The sequence below is a fragment of the Leptothoe sp. EHU-05/26/07-4 genome (assembly GCF_043421015.1).
GTDB classification, from domain to species: Bacteria; Cyanobacteriota; Cyanobacteriia; order Phormidesmidales; family Phormidesmidaceae; genus Leptothoe; species Leptothoe turfae.
Window position 1 is genome coordinate 387369 of the sequence record NZ_JAXSQV010000003.1, and the last position, 25675, is coordinate 413043.

Genomic DNA, 25675 nt, shown 5'->3' on the forward strand with positions numbered 1-25675 from the left:
GTTTTAAGTGAACCATTTCAGGGGATAAGGCTATGACGTTTTCTGATTCCAGTAACCCCACTATTGATACGTCCCAAGCTCCTAAGGCTGGCTCCCACGTTCCAGCCTGGCACCATCCAATTCTTTCGCCAGAGCATGGGGTGTATGTCGTGCTTTTGGTGTCATTTCTGACGGGAGCAGCGGCAGCACAGCAGTGGACTTGGACGACAACCCTGGTGCTGATCAGTGCCTTTGCTGGCTTTCAGGCAGAACATCCACTGGTGTTACAAATCCGGCAACGGCGTAGTTGGAAGCCTCGTTTTCTGGTTTGGGGTGGGCTATATGGCAGCCTTGCCTTGGGTATTGCGATTTATCTGGCGCTGAAATCCCCCATGCTTTGGTGGCTATATGGGGCTGCGATCGCAACGTTAATTTTAGATGCGATCGCAGTTTTCCAGCGGCAACACCGGTCCATTGCCAATGAACTCCTCACCTTTGCTGCTGTGTGCCTGACGGCACCGTTTGCCTATATCGCCACAACGGGTACTGTCACCGCTGCCATTGTTGGCCTATGGCTGTTAAACACCTGCTTTTTTGGCAGTGCTATCTTCACGGTCAAACTGCGTAAAACCCGGACAGCAGCATTAATGCCAGGCATTGTGTACCATGCGATCGCTATTCTATCGCTTGCAACACTTTGTTATTGCAATTGGCTGGCTCCCGTTACAGCGTCAGCATTTAGCATAGCGTTACTCAGATTTTGTTTGGTTATCGGCTGGCAAGACTGGTATAAAGCAGCTCAAATTCAGTATGTAGCGGGCCTGGAAACTCTCTCATCTATTCTTTTTCTCGCGATTACGGCGATCTCTCTCCTACCAGCCCATCTTCCTGCATCAATGTGAAATCTATTCAGTAAGAGAAAAGGGGGACCTAGCGTCCCTTTAATCGCCTCTACAAAAACTGGCTGATGGGATTTTTCTCTGCAAAATAATCAACCCTACCTCTGTAGTTATATGCTATTGGTTCACCCACATGGGCGTCAGTCCATCGCTAATTCAGCAATGGTCCATCGCTAATTCAGCAATGGTCCATCGCTAATTCAGCAATGGTCCATCGCTAATTCAGCAATGGGCTTATAGCCAGAAGGGGCGTGTCAATGCAAGGAGCTGCAATTGTTGGTCTTGAGAATGTGGGTGTTACCTATGGGAACGGTGTCACTGCGCTGAAATCTGTATCATTACAGCTCAATCGTGGTGAGTTTGTAGTGGTACTGGGCTTGTCCGGCGCTGGAAAATCAACACTCTTGCGAACGCTTAACCATTTAACGCCCCCAACCCAAGGACGGGTAATGGTTGATGGGATTGGAGAACTGTCCACGCCCCAAGCATTACGGTTGCATCGTCAGCGTACCGGTATGATTTTTCAACAGCATCAGCTGATTGAGCGGCATTCTGCTCTACAGAATGTCCTAATGGGGCGATTGGCTTACCATTCATTTTGGCGTAGCTTATTTCCTCTACCCCAGACAGATCAACGACTTGCCGTAGATTGTTTGAAGCGAGTGGGGTTAATGAATAAGGCGCTTACACCGGTCAAGGCTCTGAGTGGCGGTCAAAAACAGCGTGTTGGTATCGCCCGTGCTTTGGCACAACGGCCCCAGCTCATGTTGGCAGACGAGCCGATTGCCAGCTTAGATCCAACGAGTGCCCATAAGGTGCTGTCTTTACTGCGCACCATTTGTAAAACCGATGGGATTGCCACGTTACTGAGCCTGCATCAGGTGGATTTTGCCAAACAGTATGGCGATCGCATTATTGGCTTAGCCCATGGTCGCGTTATATTTGATGGCCCGCCGTCTGTGCTAGAGCACCACACGTTGGACGAAATCTATACTGACCAGACAATGGCGGTTGTATCGTAGGGGCGATTGGCGAGGGGTGCGATCGCAAGCATGTAATCGCAAACATTTATAAGTTGTTATCTGTTGGAGAAAAACATCATGGTTAGCATCAAGTTGAAACAAGGAATGACCAGTATTGGCTTAATAGGAGTGATTACCTTAGCTGGATGCACTGGTTCAAACTCATCAACCGCCGAGAAAGCGAATCCATCTCAATTAGTTGTTGCCTTATTGCCAGACGAAGACGCCGCTACGATCATCCAAGACAACCAGGGTCTGGTCCAGCATTTAGAAGCAGCCCTAGACAAAGAGATTGAGCTAGTTGTTACCACAGACTATTCATCCATGATCGAAGCCGCCAGTAATGGGCGGTTAGACCTGGCCTATTTTGGTCCCCTATCCTATGTTTTAGCCAAAACCAAGAGTGATCTAGAGCCCTTTGCCGCCCGCCTAAAAGGTGGCTCAACAATGTATACATCCATCATTATTGGCAATGTAGCGGCTGGAGTAGATGAGTTTACTGATATTGAGGGCCAAACCGTTGCTTTAGGCGATCCAGCTTCCACCTCCAGCCGCTTATTTCCTGAGTTGACCTTAGCTGAAGCGGGTCTCAAGTCAGGAGAGAATTATGAGGCCGTTTTCTTAGGTGCCCACGATGCCGTTGCCCTGGCTGTACAGAATGGCAATGCCCAAGCAGGGGGCCTGAGCCGTCCCATTTTTGAGTCTTTAGTAGAGGAGGGCACTATTGACCCTGAGAAAGTAACCATTATTGCCGAGTCGGAACCCATACCTCAGTATCCCTGGACCATGCGCTCTGATTTAGATCCAGCCCTGAAGGAAAACATTCGCACAGCATTTTTGGAGCTGAATGATGAATCCGTATTGGGACCATTTAAGGCCGATGGATTTGCGGCGATGGAAGACAAAGATTACAACGGCATTCGCAAGGCAGGCGATATTTTGAACTTGGATTTAGGAGAGTTTGTGCAGTGAGTCTTTAACGTTAGGTGTTGGCATTAGCGGTTAGAATCCCTCTGCTTGCAGCACCTCCCCTAAAGGGGAGGACAGTTCTAAACACAATTCCATCACAGGAAGTTCTCCCCTATGACCACCAACAGTCAACCCCCTGACTCTTCTCCACTCAATAGCATCCTGCGACAACACCAACGCAGATGGCTCCGACACACTATACGAGTCTTACTCCTCCTCGGTCTCATCATCATCAGCTTTATCAGTGTCGAACTGTTCAACATCGAACGCATGGCTGACGGCATTCCAGCTATCTTCAAGCTGATGGGGGAGATGTTGCCACCTGACTTTAGCCGTTTTCCCCAGTGGATTGAGCCGATCTTTGACACATTGGCCATGAGCATTGCTGGCACTGCCCTTGCCCTTGGCCTCTCCTTACCCCTGGGGTTACTCGCCGCCAGAAATACTACCCCCCATCCCATTGCCTTGCACAGTGCTCGCACCATTTTGAATATTACCCGTGCCATCCCAGAGCTGATTTTAGGCATGATTTTAGTGGCAGCAGTCGGCTTTGGTAAGCTCCCAGGCACCTTGGCTTTAGGCTTACATTCGGTTGGTATGGTGGGTAAATTCTTTGCTGAAGCCATTGAACTTAGCGACCAGGCCCCAGTCGAAGCCGCCCGCGCCGTAGGTGCAACTGCCCCCCAGGTCATTGTCCATAGCATTTTGCCCCAGGTCTTTCCCCAGATGACCGATGTCACCTTTTATCGCTGGGAATATAACTTCCGAGCATCCATGGTTTTAGGAGCCGTTGGCGCAGGTGGAATTGGGTTAGAAATTATCAGCGCTTTACGTATTCTCAAGTATCAACAGGTCTCAGCATTACTGATCGTGGTGTTAGCGATGGTCACCCTGGTGGATGGCTTCAGCAATTATCTACGCAAAGGCTTTATTGAGTAAGCGCTATAGTTCTGCAAACGCCCCAAAACACCCCCAATTCTCTATTCCCCGCTCCCTAACACCATCGAAATACACCCATCCCAATCGAACACTGCTATAAATTTCTACCCTTTTGCATAATTTGGCTCATTCTCCCCTGAGTTACGGATAACGCACGTTTTCTGATGCTGCTTTATGTAGTGATATTGCAGCTTCAAGGAAAGGCAGCATTAGAGACGAATGACGTAACACACCTAACCGTAATCGAGGAGATTATACCTATGACCGCTCAATGGCGTCGTAAATTTGGCATTGGCTTGATGATTGCAACCGCTAGCGCCTCTTTGCTTATGCAAGGGCGGGTTCAGGCGAATCCAAGTTTGCCATTTACCCTCAACTTTGAGGAGGGCAACCTACAGGGCTGGCAGCAAACGGGAACAGCCTTTGCTAACCAGCCCACCCTGGGCGACAATCCGACTGCTCGCAATCGGGGCCAAGCTTCTCAACACCAGGGGCAATATTGGATTGGCGGTTATGAAAACTATCAAGGACGACCAGGGCAACGTCCGGGAGCAGTGCAGGGAGATAGGCCTCAAGGCACATTGACCTCAGCCAGATTTAGGATTCCCTCGGGGACCTTAAGCTTTTTGGTCGGAGGTGGCAGCAGCCCTCAAACCCGTGTTGAACTGGTGGTCAACGGTCAGCCCCAGTTAATGGCCTCTGGCCAGAATAGTGAGACTATGCAGCGCGTCACCTGGGATTTAACCCCCTATGCTGGCAGAGCTGGCGTGATTCGCATTGTGGATGAATCGTCTAGTGGTTGGGGGCACATCAATGTAGATGATTTTCGCTTTAGTCAAGGGTTAACAGACTCACCCCAGGTAGACTCACCTCAGACAACCCAAAACCTATCTGGGCAGTGGCGAGGAAATGATGGGGGTACCTATTACCTCAACCAGATCGGTAACACTCTTTGGTGGTACGGCGAAAGTGGTGATGGTGGCTCAACCTGGACCAATGTCTTCCACGGTACAATTCAGGGAAATCGGGTGGTTGGAGAATGGTCGGATGTGCCCAAGGGCCGCATTAACCAGTCCGGTGACATGGAATTGCAGATTGACTCAGCTGGACGATTGAGCGCCACTCGTAAAACTGGGGGATTTGGTGGCAGCGTCTGGACAAGATAATGGGTTAGCCTGGGTAGGCTTTGCAGGGCTGGCACGAGGCGCAGCCCCTACGAGATTATCTTTGTTGATTGTAGGGAAATATTTTTGATTTCTCCTGTTGCGTCTAACTCCTCTAAGCCTTCTCTACCATTCTGCTGAAGAGACTCTTTTGTCGTGTTATAGACTTCTATAAACGTACGAAAAGATTCTTGGGAGATGCGATCGCATGCCAAATCATCCAGCACACGCTGCAGTACCCGTTCCATTTGCTGCGAACTGTCTTGGTGAGATAGGGTATCGGCCTGATGAATCACCACCAGGTCCTGAATATACTGGGCCGTTAGATGTTGCTGGATAGACTGATGGTGCTGTGCTTTGGCTTCTATATCCCGTTCAATTTTCTCACAGGCTGTTTTATAGGCTTCGTTAAATGTACGAAATGCTTCTTGGGAGATATCTTCATCCACTAACCGTTTTGCAGCCCGGTCAAAAATTTGATACAGCATCCTCTGCCGTTCTTCCAGGGTTTGCTCAGGAGCAGCGTCGTCATCGTCATCCATAACTTTGATCACATCGTTGATGTAGCCTTCACAGAGGCTTTTACCACGTTTTTCAGCTCGCGATCGCAACTCCCAAATCCAGGATGCAATGGGTACAACAATAGATAACAACAATGCCAAAAAATCAAAGTTCCTTGCAACAAAAGACGGATTTGTTTTGGTTTGCTTATAGGCTGCAACGGCTCCAGGGTGAATAGGAATGCCAAAACTGCTGCTAGGCCGACCAATGTTCGCCACCAATGGTTTCACCTCAACCGTATCCCGTGAAATAGCGTTCGAAATCTCTTGATGATGATCCTTCAGAATGGTTGCGATCGCTTGCACCACCCGCTTATTCGTCTGCTTACTGGCATACAACATCTTATACACACCCACGGTGGGAATATCCTTGGGGGGTACGATGGGGAAACTACCGTGATAGGTCCCCTTAGGGATGGTCGCCGCCTTAAATGCCGGGTGCTTAATCTTCATGGCTGAGACTTGTTCAATGGGCAATAAGCGTCCCCGGTGATATTGCACCATATCCTGAATAATCCAGTTACCAGGAGCCCGCACCCGAAAAATTGCATCCACCCGATCCGTCTCAAAGGCAAAGGCCGCTTCGTCATCATCCACCCCAACAAAATCAAAGTCTTCAGCCGTCAGATCAAAATGGTTGGCAACTTCTAAAAATGATAGAAACTGCCCACTCTCTCGCTGTACACCAATACGTTGCCCTCTGAGGTCTGTAAACTCGTCGATACTGCTTTTATCCTGTACCAGTAGCTGGAATAAATCCCGATAAAGCGTGGCAACAGCTTGGGCTTTGGGACCAGGGGTAATGTCAGATTGTACCGTAATCAGCTCAGCTTCTCCGGCGTCTAACCGGTTGATATTATCGACAGAGCCTACGGTTTCTAATAAATCCAGACGAATATTGGGATGATAATTTTCAACCACCTGTTTGATGGCCTTACCCAGGATATAGCTTTCTCCCCCAGAGCCACCCACAGCAAAATTGACATGATAAATTGGCCGATGGGTGACATTAAAACTGACCGAATGCCACAGGTCGACAGCCGTAAAACCAAACCATACTGTCAGAGCCATCACCAGAAATAGCCGCAGCAAAATCGTCAGTTGATCCAGGGGCTTAAACAGGCGATCGTTTAACAGCTTGAGCAACTGATCTAGCTGGCGATCAATCCAGTTTTGCTTTTCAGGTGTTTCAGGCTGAGACATCAAGAATACCTGCTGTACATTGGGTCTATTATGGCTATTTGGCCAGCAATCGGCGAGTCTGGCCTAAGGTAAGGTATACAGTAGAAAATCTTATGGCCCCAAAAACATTTGAAGCAGAGCAATTTGATGCTGTCGTGTGTAGTGAAGAAACGATGGCCTATATACGGAATGGCAAAAAGAGTATTCCCTGTCCGGGAATGTTAGTAATCGATTCAAAGGCTGTAGTACGCATGGATTAAAGGCCATTATTAGCGATCGCAACCAACACTAAAGCATCAAAATTTAAGACGGAATGATGAATAAACTTTAAATAGATCAAAGCGAACTTAAAAATGGTGACTATACTTAAGTTCTTAGATTGAATTGTCAACTTTACGACCTAATCGTCACGATTTTGGAGCTTAGGCAGAGGTTTTTCCGCCTAGGGTATCATGCTGGGAACATAGATGATCTTTTTCTCTAAGAGCTAACTAGCTAGCCCAATTTCTAGTAAGTTTTCAAGCTTATGCTAAGGGGTTTAGACAAGCAAATAAGCCAATAGAAAGTGTTTTTCAGAAGCCGAATAGTCAACGATTGCGCGAATTGTAGACACTCTGCAGACACTCTACGCAGACACTCTGCGCAGACACTCTGCCAAAAGATGTCTGTCAACCGTAATATATAATGTCGTGGGAGAAAAACCATGGTGCGACTAGATACAAAACGAGCAAAAAGAATCACGTCAGCGACAAGAAGCTCCAAGTTGAATGGTCATGATAAGGAAAAGATTGGTCTTACTTTTTTAAATAGCGTTCATCCTGCTATTAAACAACAGTTAGCTGATGCAACTGACCTAAAAACTTTTCTTGAGACGGCTGCTGGTGTCTTAAGTCTCGACAAACGTAAACAAATCGTTGAACAAGCTCTCATTCTTTTTGAGGATAATTTTGTTCATTTGCCTTTAAAGGAATCGATGCATGGGGTCAATCCTATTCAAAAACTGCGTCTAATCAAACATCGCCTTGAACAAGAAACGGATGCCGAATTAGAGAGTGAACTGACATTTCACAGTGAAATATTGGATATTTTCAACTCTGTTCGGGATCTACATACAAACTATCTTTTACCTTTTCCATTTGCAGGCAAGATTGCTTTCTTACCCTTCCAGATTGAAGAATATTTTGAAAACGGTGAGCCACATTATATTGCCACTCACTTTGTTCAGGGATTCTCGCATCCACACTTTAAGACGGGTGTAGAAATCAAGCTTTGGAATGGGGTGCCGATTGGTCGCGCCATTGCATTATCTGGAGATTTACATGCAGGCAGTAATTTAGCAGCCCGCCATGTTCGTGGAATTGATGGACTCACTATTCGTCCTTTAGTACGTTCATTACCACCAGACGCGTTGTGGGTTGTGATTGGTTACACCGATCTTGACGGTGTTGATCGCGAAATTAAGCAAGATTGGATTGTGACGTCCTCCCCACCAACGTTTGTTGAGGCTAATGCAGATTCATTGAGTACAAGCGCAGCTTCTCAGGGGATTGATTTAGAAGCTCATATCACTCAAGAAACCAAGAAAATGCTGTTTGCGCCAGAAGTACTGGCAGCAGAAACGAAAGAAACCAAACTATCCACCCAAAAAGCGGTTGCCGGGCAGACAGTGCCAACCACCATGGGTAGTGTTTTCCACGCAAAAAGTGTGAACACAACCTTTGGAGAGTTTGGACACATTCGGATCTTTACGTTTAGTGTGAATGATCCAGGGGCATTTATTCACGAGTTTATTCGGTTAGTTGAATTACTACCGCAGAATGGTTTAATTCTGGATGTTCGGGGCAATGGGGGGGGGCACATTTGGGCCAGTGAAGGCCTGCTACAGGTGCTAACGCCTGTCGATATAGCACCACAGCCTACTCAGTTTGTTAATACGTCTCTCAACCTACGTATTTGTCAGCGACATGAAACCAATCCCACTGGTCAAATTGACCTTGGAGCTTGGGTACCTTCAATTCGTCGTTCAGTAAAAACGGGTGCTGTCTACTCAGGTGGTTTTCCCATTACGCCCATTGATTTTGCCAATCAAATCGGCCAGAGATATCACGGCCCCGTAGTACTGATCACCGATGCCCGTTGTTACAGTGCAACCGATATTTTTGCAGCAGGCTTCCAAGATCATGACATTGGCCATGTACTTGGCATCGATGATAATACGGGAGCGGGCGGTGCCAATGTTTGGACCCATGGTCTGTTGCAAGCATTATTACGCTTTCCTAGTCCACCGGATGATGGAACACCCTATGAGGACTTACCCGGCGGGGCTAATATGCGGGTTGCTATCCGCCGTACCCTCCGGGTTGGCAAACAAGCAGGTACCCCGGTGGAAGATTTAGGGATCACACCAGATTCCCGCTACCACATGACAAAGAATGATTTGCTATTAGGCAATATCGATCTCCTTAACAAGGCTGGAGAGATTCTCTCAAGGATGTCTGTGCGTAGGTTGAATGTGACAACTACGTTGAATCAAAACACGCTTACCCTTCAAGTAGAAACCCTGGGGCTTACCCGTGTTGACATCTATGTTGATGGTCGTCCGATTGAGAGTTTCGAAGTTACAGACGGTATTCAGTCCATTGAAGTCTCTCTGCCAGCTGGAGCAATGCTATTAGAGTTGGCAGGTTTCAACGCGAATGAATACGTGGCATCCAGGATGTTAGACCTTTAGTCTCTGTTGTTTAGAGACTGTATAAGCCAGAGGAGTATGCTCTATTGTCAGTAGCATACTCCTTTGTAGATAGCTCCCCATCGAGCTATACCAAAAGCTGCTCTTTTAAGCCACTCTCACCTTCTTCGTCAAAATCGCCATCACCTCATTAGGCCGTCCAGTAGACATAGGCTTACTCCAATCATTGGGTTCAGCATAATGCTTACTATGCAGCTCTTGGATAGTCCGGTGCACACTGGTAAGGCTACCAAAGAGCATATGGCGAACAATCTCAAACTGATGTTCAGCTAGCGGTTCTGGAGCAGGCGGAACTGTGGGCGCAGTTGCCCCTTTGGTTGGATCGGTCAGCATCAGCTGTAATCTCCGAAATAGTAATGATCAAAAACTTGCGCCAGGAGTACACCTGATCGCATAACTCATTTTGACCGCTAACCGGACACAAGTCAAACAATTATTGTTGTTCTGACAACATTTTCTGGAAATTGGATTGTTTAGCAATCAGTTCTAGAAATTTTGTTTTTGAGCGATCGGGATCATAGACGCCGTTTTCCCATTCGCTAACCGTTTGTCGACGCACACCTAACTCTTGGGCAAATTGGGCTTGGGTCAGGCTCATGTGCTTACGCAGGGCCTTAATGGCATCCTGTTGCCAAACAACAGCCCCATCCTTTTTCTGAATGTTGTATTCTGCCTGAAATTTACGAAAGGTAACTGTTTGTTGCGCTAGATCAACAGTTTCGATGTGATAGCCAGCATGAACCCAGGCTTTGGCCTGAAGGGCGCTGGAACTATCACGATTGCTCCACCAATTTTTTTTGTTAAATGCTGAAGTGGGCAAGGTGTTATCCAACACCGCTTCGATTTTGGCAAATGTAAGCGTAATTGCATCCTCGTTGCATTTTTGCAAATGCTCAAACAGCGGATAGTATTTGCTACCAGGCTTGACAGTCATTTGAGCTGCCCATGGAGTTGGCCTTCGATCAGTTCTGCTTTCTGGAGGTGTAGGGTGGCATTGTAGTGATGCTCACATTCGTAGCGATTGAGATGATCGCCATTTTCTAGGGGATGGAGCTTGCTTCTGATGTCGGATTGAACCATAGAGAAGGATAAGCAGCTTAGCCTCTATGATAAGCGATGCTTTGGCAGTGCATAGTTAGAGGCTTGGGACGGCTCATAGTAAGGTGTCGATTAAGTAGGTAATCAAGTAAGCGATCAAGCTAAAAAGCTATTAGCGTTGTAATGCATGGGCAGTAAGGGATAGGGGATGCCGAGAACGATACAATAAAAGTTATGGAGGTGATGGAATGAAGACAGAGGTAATTGAACGTAGTCAGGTTTTAGACCTTCTACGCCGTATACAGCCGACTTTGAAGGAAAAATACGGTGTGACGAAGCTGGGTATTTTTGGCTCGGTTGCCAGAGGTGAGGCGACTGAGAGTAGTGATGTGGATATTGTCCTGGAAATGAAGCGTCCTAACCTTTTTATAAGGGTCAACATCAAGGAAGAACTAGAAAAGTTTTTGGATAGGCCCGTAGATGTGGTGCGTTATCGGGAACGAATGAATCCTTATCTCAAACGTAGAATCGATCAGGATGTAATTTATGTCTGATCGAGTATTGATTTATGAAAAGCTACTCCAGATTGATATGGCTCTGGGGCGCATTAGGCGAAGATTTTCAGGTATTGGCTCTGCCGCTGATTTTTTGATAGCGATCATGGTTTGGATATGCTAGATGGCATTAGCATGATGTTAATTGCGATTGGAGAAAATCTGAAGAATATCGATGCCAAAACACAAGGTGCTTTTTTAGAGCGTTATGACTCTGTAAATTGGAGAGGTGCTAAGGGTGTGCGAGATATTTTGTCACACCATTATTTTGATCTAGATGCAGACGAGATTTTTGATATCTGTCAGAATGATATTCCTAACCTTGCTTTGGTGATCAAGGAGATGATTGAAGAGTATAAAGACGCAGGTTCCTCAGGCTAAATGTCTAATTTGATTGGTATCTAGGACGTACATTAAAATGGTTCCCTGGGTAAATCCGAGAGTCTTTGGATTTTTGTGTAAATCACTGATTTTCAATGAGAAATCAGGGGTTGCAGGCCTATTCGACACGATTTTGTGAAAACTCCCTGCGATGGTCCAGATGTGATTTGACAATGATGGTTGGTAAAACTAACACAAAACCAAGCAAAAGAAGGCTTTCAGCCATACCATTGCTTGGTTTTTACTATGATTTATTTGCTGATGCTAAGCCCTAGTGAAGACGCTTCCTAATGCCTAGGGCAGACAGACCAAATAGTGCCAGCGCAGACACTATACCCGGCTCAGGCACCGGAGCAATAGTCCCTTCTGAGGTAATCAACAGTGAAATCTCATCACTGTACACACGCCGCTCAGTGCCTAGCAAACTGTAGTCACTGTCAAGCAGCGGAAAGCTATACACCGGAGTAAAGGTGACTGTCGTATTCTCTCCTTGACGCTCAAGATTAACTTCGAGATGGCCGTAGTGCTTACCCCCTTCAATGATCTGTAAAACACCATCAACCTCTTGCCATAGCTCGGGTTCATCCTGGTCAGCCGTCCATTGGCTAAAAGCGTTATACCCTAAGGGTTGGCCATCCTCTGTGCGAACTTCGCCACGCAGACCGTCGCCTGCAACACCCACATCGTAGTATTGCACGCCAACGCCATCGCCATCTTCATCAACAAAGCTGCGCTCAAACATCTCGCTATGGCCTGAGAAAACAGCAACAACACCATACTCTTCAAATAGGGGATGGTACTGACGCAAGGGCGTTCCCCCCTGGCCACTGGAAAGCTCATGATTCATCGCAAAACCATGGGTACCGCTAGAGTAAGGGGCATGGTGGAACTGTGCAAAGATGATTTGACCCTGGGCACGGGCATCTTCAAGCTGCTCAATCACCCAATTCCACTGGGGGCTACCAGGATTAAAGTCAGCCAAGTCGGTGCCACCCGCCGCTTCATACTGTTCACGAGTATAATTTTGCTGAGTATCAGTACCGGGGCCAGTAAATTCCAGACCGCTGATTTTCGGGGGCTGGCCTTCGCCACCATAGTTATCGCGGGTATCGTCAGGCTCACCGTTAGAACTATCTAAAGTGAGAATAGTAATCGGGCCGTAGTCAATGCGGTAGTAGTTGTCTTGATGCTCAGGTGTGCCATTGTCAGGCGCATCAAAGTACGTGTGGAACTTATCACGGCCAAACTTAGGCCCAAAGCGACCATCGGCATCAATACCATAGCCACCATTGAGAGCACCAAAGTTCTCCCAATTGCCTAGGGCAGGCAGCAATGGATACTCAGATAAACCACTATCAACCTCACCCGCATTGTGACGGAAGAACTCATCCCAGCCAGGCTGATAGCCGCCACCCTGCATCAGGTCTCCAGGCATCATCAAGAAGTCGGGCTGACGACTGTTGACAATAGCGAGGTTAGCCGCATACCCTTCTGTTTCAGTCAGGGCATAGCGGAGGCGAGTACCGGTTGTGCCAAAGGTCTCAGCCCACAGGCTGCTCTCTGGATCGGGACGAGCTGCTGACCCTGGTGCTAAAGCCCCCTGCTGCCAATCACGACCAATGAGACGACCTGCCGGTTGAGTTTCACTATCGGCAAAGGTAATAAAGCGAATGCTATCCCAATCATCTGCAGTGGGGGCTGTTTTGAAGGTAGAGTTGAATATATTGTCACCCAGAGCAACGGTGTAATCGTAAGTGGCGTTGGGTGCTAAGCCACGTACATCAATCGTGTGCTTGTAGTTATTATCACCCAGTAACCAGGAACCTTGCCCCAGATCACCAATTTCCTGACCCTTTTCGGCATTGGTGTAAGCCAAAACGGGTTCTAAGGAAGGATTGCTAGTGAATGTGAGGGGTGTAGTGAGATCAGCCCCAGTAATCGTGAGGGTACCCGCAATGTCTGCTTCAGTGAACCAGGTGAAGTACATGCCGTCGGAAGACGGCTGTTGCAAATAGGGGTTTACACGAAAGGTGGCTGCCTGGGCGGGCAAGACAGCCATTAGGCTCGTGCTTAGCGTTGCTAACAGAGCATGGCTAAACAGCTTAAAACGATTTGAGGGCATAAGCTCAAGCGATAGATGTGATGTTCTTTAAATCAGGGGCATTGCTGATCCGAACTATGATTTCAGCTGAAAGACATGGCTAAATAGCGCATCTTCCAGATCGGTTCATCCCAGCAGCGGTAAAGGCTGGAAGGAGGCTTCTCAGCGGGCGAAAAATACGCCAGTAATGAAGATCAAATGAGAAGAACTTTAATAAAAGATTAACTGAAGTTGATTAACTTGGTCTTTCTCTTTTAAGAGAAGCTTATCTTCAAGGAAACTTTACGCGGTTAGCCTGTCTGTTGGCTTGCCTTCACAAAAAGTTTGGTGGTGCTCCCCGAGCGGAGTCGAGGGGAGCGAATAGTTAGTTCCAAGTAGATTTCTACTCCCTGAGGAGAGTCAGTCGCCGTTCCCTGAGCGGAGTCGAAGGGAACCATTTAGAAAATTTTTCTGCATGATGGAGGTGGACATCGGAATGAAACACACTCCACTGATTGGCAAACGTTCAAACAAGTCTTAGTCAGAAACATCATAAATCAAGCAGGAATCTACTCAGATGATGCTGTAGGTAAAGGCCAGATAGATGGTGAAAACCGTACGTTACAGAACGATATGTAGACGTTACGCTATCGATGAAAGGCAACGCTGAAAATTCCTTATCTTGCAACGTGAAGCATCCTTGCCAAGGAACGAAAAATTATGGAATCTCTAATTGATTGGCTGCAGCAGATCGACATCTCAATGTTCGGTGACCTTAGTGAATTTGACTGGACAAATATTGCTACCTACGGTGTATTAGCCTTGGCACTGGCAGGTGTCGTTTGGACAACAGCAAAGAGTTTAGTTCAGTTCCTATGGCAGAAAACCGAAGGATTTATAGGGTTTACCGTCAGCACTCTGGTTGTTATTTCCTTGTGGTACACCCTTTTACGTGTTCACGTCAGCATCTCTTTTAATCTAGATAAAGAAGTCTTTGATAATCTTCTCTGGTTCTCCGCAGTTCTTTTTACACCTTACTATTTAATCCATTACAAACTCCTAACAGGTTTTATATTGACCGTAGTCAGAAGTATAGAGCTTGTACTTGACCTGCTAATCTTCTCCTGGTTTCCACAAAAAGCAGAACAGAATCGTGAGAAATGGAGAACCCGGATCAGTAACCTATATCAAAACTGGAAAGATGGCGTAGAAGCCTTGTTCCAAAAGGAAAAAACAGGAGTTCCAACAGCTGAGATGCTATTGGATACCAATGAAGGCACCAATCTAACGGAAAGTTCCACAGAAGCGGCTGGAGATGCTGAAGAGTTAGGAGAACAGCCAGCATCGTAGAGACACTGCTCGCGAAAAGTGACAGTTGATCGAATATAAGGTGCGATCGCACCTACCCATGTCCCTCTAACCAATGCTTTTAATGGTTAGAAGGATTAACTATGGCTACAGGCAGTCGATTTGGAAAATCCAGGTTTACCATAAAATCAAATACCGAAACCATGGTGGTCCCTCATGCCTAATACACGGTTAAATCGTCGCACGCTTCTGAAAATCGGCCCTGCCACCCTCGTTTCATTTCTATCAGCCACCTGTAGCCGCTCACTATTGACCAAAAACACTACACATCAGACGGCCCAGGCTCTGTCACCCACCCCCGCCTGCGGTCATGATGCAACCACACCATCCCAAACCGCAGGTCCTTTTTATACCCCTGATTCCCCAGAACGCCAATCTTTATTAGAGCCAGGGTTGCCGGGCACGCCCGTGTTAATTACAGGTCAGGTGCTCTCGTCGCAGTGTTTGCCCGTTGCTGGTGCTTTAGTAGACTGCTGGCACACCAATAACCAAGGTGAATACGACAATCGTGGCTACACCTTTCGCGGTCATCAGTTTACAGACACAGATGGACGCTACCGCATTGAAACCATCGTGCCCGGTATTTACCCTGGGCGCACCCGTCATTTCCATATCAAGGTACAAGCTCCCAATCAACCTATTCTTACCACTCAGCTTTACTTTCCAGGGGAGCCTGCCAATCAGGGAGATTTTCTCTTTAACCCAGCTCTTTTAATGGCTGTAGATGATAGCGATGGTCGTAAAAAAGCTGCCTTTAACTTTGTCCTGGAAACAATTTAGATACTGTAATTAAGTTTAGCTGGTTTGATTAAAGCTGTGTCGGCGATAAATCCACGCCGATCATGTTGTGAATAATATCCGAAACGCAGTCTACGGTGGTGATATATTCGCCATCAATTTCGACACTTACGCCAGCCTCAGCCGGTTGATTAATGTCTAAACGATCCCGTGCCCAAGACACTATATAAACCGTGTCTTTATTAGGAATGCTGATGGAATAATTTTCATACCGGCCAATCCCCTGCCACTGAAATGTGGATGCTTCCTCGCGAGGCACGTCGAGTACAAGTTCGGGCTGCTCTTCCGGGCCAAACACATACTTGATGACGGTATCCCGGTCATATAGGGCAATCAGCTTATCCTCAGCGGTATGACAGGAAAATAAGACCTGGCCACTATCGGTAGAAACGGGTTGGCTAGCAACTGAGGGGGCTTTTGTTACTGGATTGAGTTTGTCAGGATTAGAGTCGGGGTTTAGTGCGATCGCACCCTCAGCAGCTATATCCTCTTGAACCAATTCATCTTGCACTTGTACGTCATCAGCGACACGATCAACACTGTCTTGACGATCAGCTGGCCCAGAGGCGGCTGCGCAGCTGCCCAAGAATGTTATTGCACCGAGTAAAAACACACCGTACTTAAACCTTGGGAAGTGCGCCATACGCCTATGCCTCTGTAATTAACAACAGCTGGAACAACACAATTACAGCATCGCTAGCCGCTCTCTCAGCAGTTTTGCCTGGGTCTCTGCTTCAACCAGAGAGTCCCGAGCTTCCTGAACCACATGGGCAGGAGCCTTAGCGACAAAGCCCTGATTACTCAAACGACCATTGATGGACTTAATTTCCCCTTCCACCTTAGCCAGAGACTTCTCGATCTTTTGCTTCAGTGCATCCACATCCACCAGACCCGTCAGCGGAATCAGCACCTGCACAGTACCAAATACACCGGCAAACATCTGTCGAGTGTCTCTGATGCCTACAAGCTTCTGTGTGAGTTCTGCATCATATTCTGGCGCACTCTCATCCTTGCTAAAGGTACCGACCACTTCATCCCAGAGACCAACTGTGTTATCCCAAAGCTGTCGACGGTTGGCCGCTTTTAGCAGATAGCGACCACCAAACCAAGCCGTGTAACCCACACCAATCATCTGGAAAAATCGACCAACGAATGGCACTGTATTGATGCCAGAAATCACAGCTGCCGCCAATCTCAACCCCAGAGCACTTAACCCCAGAAACAGTAGAACAGATGCAGGCTTTTTAGCGGCTTTGTATGCCTGTCCCATATAGCCGAGGGGATGCTTTAGAAGAGTTTGCACTGCATCTATACCATCCGCCCAGTCAATTTCTGGTAGTTCACCAGACTCAGATTTCTCGGAATCGTTAGAGGTATCTGGCGATGTTGCTTCACCAGCAGTTTCTGTCACCGCTAAGGTCTTTGCTGTCAACGTGGTGCTACCAATTGTTAGCGTCTCAACCTTGGCCGCATCCTTGAGATACACCTGAGTTGCATTCAGAATACGGACTTCATTGGCATCATCGGTTTTAAGAATCGCTTCAATTTTGGCCGAAGGTTTGACACCTGCGGCAGCCCGCAAGTTACGAATGGTGCGAATAGTACCAATTAGTAGGTCAAAGTCTTTCTCCAACTCAGCATCCACTAGCTCAGGTCGCACGGTGGGGTAGGGCTGCACCGCCAGATAACTATCCTCACCCGTCTGAGTCAGTGTATGCCAAACCTCTTCAGTGATGTGGGGTGTAAACGGATGCAACAGCTTGAGAATACCGTCAAGAACAAAGGCTAGCGTCTGTTGTGCCACCAGCTTTGAATCCTCATCTTTTCCATAAAGACGGGGTTTCACCAACTCAATGTACCAGTCACAAAAGTCTCCCCAGGTAAACTCATACAGCACCTTGGCAGCTTCACCCATGCCATATTTGTCGAGATACTCTCGGGTATTTGTAATGGTCTGGTTAAACTTGGAGAGAATCCATTTATCTGATAATTCTAACTTGGTAGGTTCAGGCTCACCCAAATCCGCTGGAGTTTTGCCCCCCAGATTCATCATCACAAACCGAGAGGCATTCCACAGTTTATTGGTGAAGTTTCGAGACGCTTCCACCGAAGACGACTCATCAGTCTTGCGGTTATAGTCCAGGCGAATATCTTGACCCGCGCCAGCCACCTCACGAATCAGGGTGTATCGCAGAGCGTCGGTGCCGTACTTGTTGATCAGCACCAGCGGATCGATGCCGTTGCCCTTGGACTTGGACATCTTCTGGTTTTTTTCATCCCGCACCAGACCATGGATATACACCGTTTCAAAGGGCATGGTGTCGGTAAAGTGTCCCGCCATCATCGTCATACGGGCCACCCAGAAGAAGATAATGTCAAACCCGGTGACCAGGGTGGTGGTGGGGTAGTAAGCCTGGAAGTCCTTGGCATTTTCATCGGGCCAGCCCATGGTTGAGAAAGGCCACAGACCGGAGGAGAACCAGGTATCAAGAACATCGGGATCTTGCTTTAGCTGCACGCCTTCGCCAAACTGTTCAATTGCTTTAGCGCGAGCTTCTGCTTCTGACTCAGCGACAAAAAATGGTGTGGTGTCGGTAATTTCACCATTGGTTTGACTCACAGCATACCAGGCAGGAATCTGGTGCCCCCACCATAGCTGCCGCGAGATACACCAATCGCGCAGATTTACCAGCCAATCACGGTATACCTTGGTCCAACGCTCAGGAACAAACCGGGGAGACTGATGATTATCCAGCGCATCCAGAGCGTTATCGGCCAGGGGACGAATTTTGACAAACCACTGGGTAGATAGCAGCGGTTCGACCGGCACCTTGCCGCGATCGCTATAGGGAACGCTATGCTTATAGTCTTCTATACGCACTAGCGCATCCACGTCATCCAAAGCCGCAACAACTTGCTGACGCGCTTCAAACCGATCAAGGCCTTCAAAGCGGCCTGCGTTTTCATTCATCGACCCATCTTTATGCATGATGGTGATCATGGGCAGATTGTGGCGCTCACCCATGGCAAAGTCATTGGGATCATGGGCCGGTGTCACTTTGACACAGCCGGTCCCAAATTCTTTGTCCACATAGTTGTCAGCAATAATTGGAATCTCACGACCTACCAACGGTAACGTTAGCGTCTTACCCACCATCTCTTGATAGCGCTCATCCTCCGGGTTAACCGCTACTGCCGTATCACCCAGCATGGTTTCGGGACGTGTGGTAGCAACTTCCACATGGCCAGACCCATCGGTCAATGGATAGCGGAAGTGCCAGAGATTACCATCTACCTCTTTGTTTTCAACCTCAACATCGGACACCGCTGACTGACTGGCAGGGCACCAGTTAACCATATAGTTGCCGCGATAAATTAGTCCTTCTTCGTAGAGCTTAGTAAACGCCTGTAATACAGCCTTTGATAGGCCTTCATCCATAGTGAACCGCTCACGGGTCCAGTCTACCGATACACCTAACTTGCGCAGTTGGTTAACAATGGTGCCGCCAGACTCTTCTTTCCATTGCCAGGCCCGCTCTAAAAACTTTTCACGGCCTACATCTTCACGGTTTTTGCCCTGGGCTTTCAGTTCTTTTTCAAGAATGGTCTGCACCGCAATACTGGCATGGTCGGTTCCTGGCAACCACAGGGTATTACGCCCATTCATTCGCTGGTAGCGTACCAGGGTGTCAATTAATGCATTCTCAAAGGCATGACCCATGTGTAGGCTACCAGTGACATTCGGTGGTGGAATCACCACACAAAATGGATCGCCACCATGGTCTGGATCGGCCTTAAATACAGCATTGTCTTCCCAAGCGGACTGCCACTTGGATTCGGTCTGGGAAGGATCGTACTGGCTCGATAAATTAGGGGCGGTCATTTCCTTAGGGGTACCTTGAGCGCGATATTAATGACTAACTAACCAATGTTAGGCCATAACCGGAAAGTGTCGCAGGACTGGTGCTGTATCGGCTTGAAATTTTGGGAAATAGGGAATGGGGAGTGGGCAATGGGGGGAAATTTCAAGCTTGGCAATAGTCGTTTTCTTAAAACAAACGGGGGTAGCAATGCTACCCCCGAAGGCTTCTTTATCTAAGGATTTCACCTAGGCAGTAGGCTGATCCCTACTGCTTATGCCCTATTTCCCTTTAAAGACTAAAGCTGCTCTTCCAACTCAGGTGTGCCTACCACACCACCTTGCTGGGTGCCAATGGCTTCCTGCTGACGCTGACGAAAATCAGCAGCGGCTTCGTCAATATCGCGATCGGTTTTTTGGCTAAACTCACCCTGACTTAGACCATCGGCGCGACGAGCATTGCTTAGCAGGTCAGTCAAACTAACGCCGCTACCACCGAACACTTCATTATTATCAGAATCACCGCTTAAATCCTCAAACCCACCATTGGATTGAGCTAGTGCTGGAACGGTTGCAAAACCTAGGACCAAACCTAGACCTATTACAGAAGCGAATACATTTTTAAGGATGCTTGCCATAGGAAAGGTTACTGTGAGTTTATTTGCTATGCATTATGCCCATAGTTTAGCAAGACTATTTAGGGTTGATACACCTGTAGGCAATTTTTTTAATTGGCTAACTGGGCTAATGCTCTAGTGGGGGATCCGAAAGGCTAAAAATTGGTAGCATCAACCCCCAAATAATGGCAGCCAACCTCAATCCAGCAACTATTGTCATCCCCACCAGAGCGGCCCAGGTCTGCACCATACCCAACCTTTGTAACGCCAGATAGACCATAATGCCGACGATGGCAGCGGTTGCGTAAATTCGACCTCGCCTCAAAATCACTGGAATATTCACCAACAAGACATCCCGCAGAACGCCACCAGCAGCACCGGTAATTGTGCCCATGACGATCACGAGTAAGGCTGCCAGGTTGCCCTGTTCGGCAATTTGGGCACCGCTAATGGAAAATAAGGCAAGTCCAAAGGCATCGGCGACTAGCAAGGATTTATGGGGAGGACTAAAAAATTTGGTATAGACCACCGTCAGCAACGCTGATCCTAAAATTACAGATAGATACACTGGCCTTTCGATCCAAAAGACCGGATGCCGATCTAGTAAAATATCCCGTACAGTTCCGCCACCAATGGCTGTAACCACTGCAATCACGACCACACCTAGCAAATCCAGGTGCTTGCGTCCCGCTGCTAAGGCTCCACTGATGGCGAAGACAGCAACACCCACTAAATCTAGAATATGCAGAATCACTGTCTATACCAAGCTTAGGCAATACGGCGATTAATCAATGGATACGCCAACGCTAGGGCACCACTACAAAAACCGGCCAGCAGCAAGATGGACGTACCCATGGAAATATCACCCCAGGGAGCCTGCATGACGATGTTGCTAAAGCTCCAGTTATTGTGGAGATAAAGGTAACGAATGGGCTCAATGGCATAGCTGAGGGGGTTTAGGCTGGCGATGATGCTGAGCCAGCGGGGCATAAATGATAGGGGCACTAATGCTGTACTTGCAAACAGCAGCGGCAAATTAGTCACAAAGATAACGGCGATCAGCTCAATGTGCCCCGGTAACGCAAATGCCAGCCCTAGACTAAAGGCGGTTACGCCCAGCACCAGCATTAAAATAATGGCCACCATCAGCCCTAAACCAGCAACACTGGGCAACCCCGCACCGAGAAATGTACTGAGGCCAACAATGGCAGCGGTTTGCACCATGCTCATGGCGGCGATAAACAGCGCTGAGGCAATCACGATGGAAAATCGAGACACCAGTGGAGCCACTAGCAACCGGTTCAAAAAGCCAAACTCTCGGTCGAACATCACTGGCAATCCAGCATTTAGTGCCCCACCAAAAGCCGTAAATACGATGATGCCAGCTCCAATGAACTGTCCGTAGTTAACACTATCGCCAAACAATCCCTGGGGCACGTTTTGGAACAACGCACCAAACAGAATCAGCCACATCAAAGGCTGGATAATGCCAGCCGCCAGTGTAGAGGGTCGGCGCTGTAGCTGAATAAATAGGCGCTTGGTTAGAGCTAAGGTTTCTTGGATAAATTCGCTGAGGCCAGGGGCTGCGATCGCATCATCTTTCCACTGCTGTAGCTGACTGTTTTGAATACTGGAACTGCTCATCTATCTATAGCTATAAGTTCTAAATTTTGAGGTTTGAGTTATCTGTCTGGATGTATGAGGTCAGAGTAGCGAATTTTGAGCCTAAGCGTGAGTATCCTTTTACTTGGACTATACCTACATGAGATAGATCCAACTCAAAATTAAAAACTCAAAACTACCCGCTAACGTTTCATATTTTGCTGTTTCATTTCCTTTTTCATATCCCGCTTACTAGCAGCGGCCATTTCCGCATCCATAATGGTGCGCCCCGTTGCCGCCAGGTACACATCGTCCAGGCTAGGCTGCGACTGGGCAATGCCAAAGGTGGGTAAACCTGCCTCTTTGAGGGCTTTTTGCACTGTCATTAGAGCATCGGCCTCAGACTCTACCACCAGATTTAGGGAATTCCCTTGGGCGCTATTGACGATCACCTCTTGCACCACAGGCAATTCCTGAAGCATCTGACTGGCCTGTTCTGCCTCATTCAAAGGAGTAAACTCCCGGATGCGTAGAGTAATGCGCTCACCACCGACTTTAGACTTAAGCTCGGCAGGGGTACCGGAGCTGATCACCTGACCCTGATCGATAATGGCAACTCGATTTGCCAGGGCGTCAACCTCTTCTAAATAATGGCTAGTAATTAAAATCGTTGTACCCGCTGCCTGTAGCTGGCGCAGAAATCGCCATACCGCTGAGCGGCTTTCGATATCTAGACCCACTGTCGGTTCATCTAAAACTAATACATCCGGCTGATGCAGCAAACCAGCAGCTAAGTCCAGACGCTTTTTTAACCCACCGGAATAGGTGCCCGTTTTCTTATCAGCCCAGTCGGTTAACTCCAGCAACTCAACCATCTGGTCAATGCGGGATTTGGCCAGTTTAGTGGGCAGATGATAAATTGCCGCCTGCAACTCCAGCAGCTCTCGACCGGTCAGGACCTTATCTAGAGCAACTTCTTGAGCGATATAGCCCAGTCGCTGTCGCACCCGCCGTGGATCCTGGATAACTGATATCCCCATCACTTCCAGATTGCCAGCATCGGGCAATGCCAGGGTACACAGACAGCGAATCGTCGTAGTTTTACCGGCACCATTGGGGCCAAGTAAACCAAAGATTTCTCCAGGTTCAATCTGTAGTGATACATCCTTCAACGCTAAGACATCGCCATAGCGTTTTTGAAGGCTTTCAATGACAACTGCAGGCGGCTGCGACATCCTAAACCTCACGTAGGTGCCCTTTGGGGCTGACGAATCACACTACATTGTAATTGTGATTCGTAGCCTAGGGTATCAGCTTGAGTTGGGAAATCTTGGCCAGGTGAGGCTAAGTGTCCTGTAAAGGATCACAGTCATCCCGAGGATCAGCAATGCCGATCAGCTAATGAAAGTGCCACCCAAAAAACCGACCAGGGCTTGCACCGTGTACCGTGTTACAGGCAGGCTATCCACCACCATAGCTGCTGACAATAGCATCATGTAAAAGATGGAATATTTGAAGACACCTCGAGCCAAGTCGCGATCGCAAGGGCACTGCTTTAAATCATAGGCTTTTTGTAGAAATAACCCACCCAGCAATAGTGCCAGCAGACCATATAGCCAACCGCAAGCTTCCGTCGGACACACCATGAGTAACGTCACGGGTACCAGAAGAATGGTGTAGAGCCAAATTTGCTTAGCAGTCTCTTCATTACCTACAATCACTGGCAACATGGGCACATTCACCTTGGCATAGTCATCTTTAATCAGTATGGCCAGTGCCCAAAAGTGAGGGGGTGTCCATACAAACACGATGGCAAAGAAGATCCAGGCGGCCCAGCCTATGTGGCCAGTAACCGCAGCCCAGCCAACCATGGGAGGAATCGCTCCGGCGGCACCACCAATAACAATATTTTGGGGTGAAGACCGCTTTAACCAGTGGGTATACACACCGATGTAAACAACAATACCAGCCATCGCCAAACAGGCCGCCAGCAGATTGGCAAATCCAGCCAATAGGGTAAAAGATGACAGCGCGAGTAGCCCTGCAAAAATCAGTGCATCCCGTACTTGAATCCGCCCGGAAGGAATTGGGCGATCGCGAGTACGTTCCATATCGTAATCAATGTCGCGATCATATACACAGTTGATGACCTGAGCAGATGCTGCCGCCAGCCAACCGCCGATCAGTGTGACTAACACCAGAAGTAAGTTTGGATGCCCCTGCGCGGCCACCCACATACTAGCGGCTGTTTCAATCAACAGTAGAGGAATGATGCGAGGTTTTGTGAGCTGATAATAACTGCGAAAGACTTGATTAATGTTCTCGTGGTGAACCTGAGAAGCAATATTGGAGGGCTGCATAAGGGATCAAAAAAGAGTATGAAGGAGTCCGTAGGAGAAAGGAGACATTAATCTGGAAAATACTGGCTGAGGACAAGTCTGCAAGATCGATGCATCCCCTAAATCAGCAACAGCATCAATATCTTAGTTTTGAGTTATTTGTTGACGATCTATTTGTTGACGATCAGTGTTGACACCAAAAGCGTCGCGTAAAAAATCTGACCGCGTACCACTCAAAATACTCAGTCAGCTGAGAAGAGCAAAGCTCAAAAAAAACTAAGACTTAATTAACAAGGGGCCGCTTTCAAAGAATCTATCCCTTATGGAGAGGACAGTAAAACAAACTAAGGTGCCTAATAAACCAGCACCTACGGCTTGATGACAGACCGTTAGGGTCTCAACCTGCAGATGAAGTCGGAAGGTGGCAAGGCCGAGAATGAGTTGGAGAATCAGGAGCCCAAAAGCAAGTTGAGCTTGCGATCTCAACACATTATCCAAAGCAGGCGTGCGCCAGACAAAAACAGCCAATAAAATTACTGCCAGGCTAGCAGGAATTATGCCAATCAGGTGGGCGTTGACAACATTACATAACTCCGCCAACCCAAAACATTGATGGGCCGCCCAGCGGGAACCGACCAAACCACCTAACAAGCTTTGGGCATAAACGAATACCACCGATAGGCCGCTCAGCCAGGATAATTTACCGGCAGTTCCCTTAGCCTGATAGGGCAAAAGTGCCATTCCCATGGCCAACAGAGTGCAAAACACCAAAAGTGCAGTCCCTAAATGGGCGGTAACAATATCAAACCGCAACAACTGTGTCACCGTAAGACCACCTAAAACACCTTGGAAAATAACTAGAAAAAGAACAAAACAAGCTGCCCAAGGTACCCAATTTGGCAAGGATTCACGCCACCGCATAGCGAGTACTACTAAACCAATGGCCATCAGGCCAATCAGCGAAGCATCCAGGCGATGAAACCATTCTAGAAATACTTGTAAATTCATCTGTTGGCTAGGCACAATTTGCCCATAGCACAGTGGCCAGTCTGGGCAGGCTAACCCTGCATTCATCACACGAGTAGCACTGCCAATGGCCATCAATATTAGAGTTGCTATAGCCATTTTCCACACCCAGCGGCGCAGATAACGCACTGGATCAAACCCAGAGACACTGTCTGCATGGAGAGCGGATAACGAGGAATGAGCCATGAATCTAAAAACTCTCTTAAGAAATTGAGAAGTTGAAACCGATTAACAGAAACACTTCTCTACAGAGTAGAAAATTTTTTTACCTTCGATGAAATACATTTAGCATTTCTTCTCGTTTGGTGTGATTTATAAAATTTCCTTAAAATGATAACGTCTTCTCCATCAGGCAAAAACTCCAGAAACACTTGTTATTCAGGGCTTTTAGCCACATTGACATACACAAAGACAAAAAGAATCTGAAGAAAATCCTTAAATAGCTAAAATCAACTTTACAAAGACTGTCATTTACGAAGAGATAGCGTTACCTTGAGGGGAGTTTTAGAAAATCCTTTCTATCCGTCTTTTGAATTCTATTGATATTGCTC

General features: G+C 47.7%; 25 protein-coding genes. 12 read left to right on the top strand and 13 right to left on the bottom strand.

Annotation, left to right across the window (positions count from 1 at the left end; translation table 11 throughout):
• The first annotated feature begins 32 nt into the window (after nt 1–32).
• From U2F10_RS09460 to U2F10_RS09480, 5 genes are all read left to right on the top strand, one after another.
• Complete coding sequence (locus U2F10_RS09460; protein ID WP_490793069.1) at nt 33–881, top strand: YwiC-like family protein; 849 nt, start codon at nt 33–35, stop codon at nt 879–881.
• 254 nt (nt 882–1135) lie between these two features.
• Nucleotides 1136–1900: a phosphonate ABC transporter ATP-binding protein gene (phnC, locus tag U2F10_RS09465; RefSeq protein ID WP_499871843.1), complete on the top strand. Its 765-nt coding sequence runs from the start codon at nt 1136–1138 to the stop codon at nt 1898–1900.
• A gap of 78 nt (nt 1901–1978) precedes the next feature.
• On the top strand, nt 1979–2872 hold the full coding sequence (gene phnD / locus U2F10_RS09470) for a phosphate/phosphite/phosphonate ABC transporter substrate-binding protein (RefSeq protein WP_163669486.1): 894 nt from the start codon (nt 1979–1981) through the stop codon (nt 2870–2872).
• A gap of 111 nt (nt 2873–2983) precedes the next feature.
• Complete coding sequence (gene phnE / locus U2F10_RS09475) at nt 2984–3808, top strand: phosphonate ABC transporter, permease protein PhnE (protein WP_163696177.1); 825 nt, start codon at nt 2984–2986, stop codon at nt 3806–3808.
• Nucleotides 3809–4068: 260 nt separating this feature from the next.
• Nucleotides 4069–4974, top strand: coding sequence for a hypothetical protein (locus tag U2F10_RS09480; protein WP_163669482.1), 906 nt, complete (start codon nt 4069–4071; stop codon nt 4972–4974).
• A 47-nt stretch (nt 4975–5021) separates the two neighbouring features.
• Here the strand turns inward: U2F10_RS09480 and U2F10_RS09485 are convergent, their stop codons facing one another.
• Entirely contained in the window at nt 5022–6734 is a 1713-nt protein-coding gene (locus U2F10_RS09485; RefSeq protein ID WP_163669480.1) for a TAXI family TRAP transporter solute-binding subunit, read from the bottom strand.
• A 92-nt stretch (nt 6735–6826) separates the two neighbouring features.
• Between U2F10_RS09485 and U2F10_RS09490 the strand changes: the two genes are divergently transcribed.
• Together U2F10_RS09490 and U2F10_RS09495 are read left to right on the top strand one after the other, a co-directional pair.
• Nucleotides 6827–6973 carry a hypothetical protein gene (locus U2F10_RS09490; protein WP_163669478.1) on the top strand — a complete coding sequence of 49 codons (147 nt, stop codon included), beginning with the start codon at nt 6827–6829 and terminating at the stop codon, nt 6971–6973.
• Nucleotides 6974–7416: 443 nt separating this feature from the next.
• Complete coding sequence (locus U2F10_RS09495) at nt 7417–9444, top strand: S41 family peptidase (RefSeq protein ID WP_163669476.1); 2028 nt, start codon at nt 7417–7419, stop codon at nt 9442–9444.
• A gap of 105 nt (nt 9445–9549) precedes the next feature.
• Here U2F10_RS09495 and U2F10_RS09500 read toward each other — a convergent pair whose 3' ends face one another.
• The 3 genes from U2F10_RS09500 to U2F10_RS09510 all read right to left on the bottom strand — a co-directional run bounded on the left by U2F10_RS09500 (nt 9550) and on the right by U2F10_RS09510 (nt 10542).
• Nucleotides 9550–9795: a hypothetical protein gene (locus U2F10_RS09500; RefSeq protein ID WP_163669474.1), complete on the bottom strand. Its 246-nt coding sequence runs from the start codon at nt 9793–9795 to the stop codon at nt 9550–9552.
• 100 nt (nt 9796–9895) lie between these two features.
• Nucleotides 9896–10396 carry a helix-turn-helix domain-containing protein gene (locus U2F10_RS09505; protein WP_163669472.1) on the bottom strand — a complete coding sequence of 167 codons (501 nt, stop codon included), beginning with the start codon at nt 10394–10396 and terminating at the stop codon, nt 9896–9898.
• Nucleotides 10393–10542 carry a hypothetical protein gene (locus U2F10_RS09510; RefSeq protein ID WP_163669470.1) on the bottom strand — a complete coding sequence of 50 codons (150 nt, stop codon included), beginning with the start codon at nt 10540–10542 and terminating at the stop codon, nt 10393–10395. The genes U2F10_RS09505 and U2F10_RS09510 overlap by 4 nt, the downstream gene beginning before the upstream one ends.
• A gap of 206 nt (nt 10543–10748) precedes the next feature.
• Between U2F10_RS09510 and U2F10_RS09515 the strand changes: the two genes are divergently transcribed.
• From U2F10_RS09515 to U2F10_RS09525, 3 genes are read left to right on the top strand one after another with little or no spacing between them, the layout of a single operon-like run.
• On the top strand, nt 10749–11054 hold the full coding sequence (locus U2F10_RS09515) for a nucleotidyltransferase family protein (protein ID WP_163669468.1): 306 nt from the start codon (nt 10749–10751) through the stop codon (nt 11052–11054).
• Nucleotides 11047–11178 carry a hypothetical protein gene (locus U2F10_RS09520; RefSeq protein ID WP_499871847.1) on the top strand — a complete coding sequence of 44 codons (132 nt, stop codon included), beginning with the start codon at nt 11047–11049 and terminating at the stop codon, nt 11176–11178. Before U2F10_RS09515 ends, U2F10_RS09520 begins: the two co-directional genes overlap by 8 nt.
• Nucleotides 11172–11435: a HepT-like ribonuclease domain-containing protein gene (locus U2F10_RS09525; protein ID WP_499871848.1), complete on the top strand. Its 264-nt coding sequence runs from the start codon at nt 11172–11174 to the stop codon at nt 11433–11435. The genes U2F10_RS09520 and U2F10_RS09525 overlap by 7 nt, the downstream gene beginning before the upstream one ends.
• A 271-nt stretch (nt 11436–11706) precedes the next feature.
• On the opposite strand, the gene U2F10_RS09530 is transcribed toward U2F10_RS09525, so the two are convergent.
• Entirely contained in the window at nt 11707–13557 is a 1851-nt protein-coding gene (locus U2F10_RS09530; protein ID WP_499871850.1) for a metallophosphoesterase family protein, read from the bottom strand.
• Nucleotides 13558–14235: 678 nt separating this feature from the next.
• On the opposite strand from U2F10_RS09530, the gene U2F10_RS09535 reads away from it, so the two are divergent.
• Both U2F10_RS09535 and U2F10_RS09540 read left to right on the top strand, forming a co-directional pair.
• Complete coding sequence (locus U2F10_RS09535) at nt 14236–14865, top strand: hypothetical protein (RefSeq protein ID WP_163669461.1); 630 nt, start codon at nt 14236–14238, stop codon at nt 14863–14865.
• Between the two features lie 174 nt (nt 14866–15039).
• Nucleotides 15040–15663, top strand: a complete 624-nt coding sequence (locus tag U2F10_RS09540) for a dioxygenase family protein (protein WP_499871851.1) — start codon at nt 15040–15042, stop codon at nt 15661–15663.
• A 28-nt stretch (nt 15664–15691) separates the two neighbouring features.
• Here the strand turns inward: U2F10_RS09540 and U2F10_RS09545 are convergent, their stop codons facing one another.
• The 8 genes from U2F10_RS09545 to U2F10_RS09580 all read right to left on the bottom strand — a co-directional run bounded on the left by U2F10_RS09545 (nt 15692) and on the right by U2F10_RS09580 (nt 25310).
• A complete protein-coding gene (locus U2F10_RS09545; protein WP_163696158.1) occupies nt 15692–16324 on the bottom strand; it encodes a hypothetical protein in 633 nt (210 codons plus the stop codon).
• Nucleotides 16325–16366: 42 nt separating this feature from the next.
• Entirely contained in the window at nt 16367–19564 is a 3198-nt protein-coding gene (locus tag U2F10_RS09550; protein ID WP_499871853.1) for a valine--tRNA ligase, read from the bottom strand.
• Nucleotides 19565–19839: 275 nt separating this feature from the next.
• Nucleotides 19840–20178 carry a hypothetical protein gene (locus U2F10_RS09555; RefSeq protein WP_163669445.1) on the bottom strand — a complete coding sequence of 113 codons (339 nt, stop codon included), beginning with the start codon at nt 20176–20178 and terminating at the stop codon, nt 19840–19842.
• A gap of 106 nt (nt 20179–20284) precedes the next feature.
• Nucleotides 20285–20911 (bottom strand): TRIC cation channel family protein, encoded by a 627-nt coding sequence (locus U2F10_RS09560; RefSeq protein WP_163669443.1) that lies wholly within the window; start codon nt 20909–20911, stop codon nt 20285–20287.
• 14 nt (nt 20912–20925) lie between these two features.
• On the bottom strand, nt 20926–21801 hold the full coding sequence (locus U2F10_RS09565; RefSeq protein ID WP_163669441.1) for an ABC transporter permease: 876 nt from the start codon (nt 21799–21801) through the stop codon (nt 20926–20928).
• Nucleotides 21802–21962: 161 nt separating this feature from the next.
• On the bottom strand, nt 21963–22994 hold the full coding sequence (locus tag U2F10_RS09570; RefSeq protein WP_499871855.1) for an ABC transporter ATP-binding protein: 1032 nt from the start codon (nt 22992–22994) through the stop codon (nt 21963–21965).
• Nucleotides 22995–23153: 159 nt separating this feature from the next.
• Nucleotides 23154–24119, bottom strand: coding sequence for a heme o synthase (locus tag U2F10_RS09575; protein ID WP_163696148.1), 966 nt, complete (start codon nt 24117–24119; stop codon nt 23154–23156).
• Nucleotides 24120–24374: 255 nt separating this feature from the next.
• Nucleotides 24375–25310, bottom strand: coding sequence for a COX15/CtaA family protein (locus tag U2F10_RS09580; protein ID WP_499871857.1), 936 nt, complete (start codon nt 25308–25310; stop codon nt 24375–24377).
• Nucleotides 25311–25675: the final 365 nt, after the last annotated feature.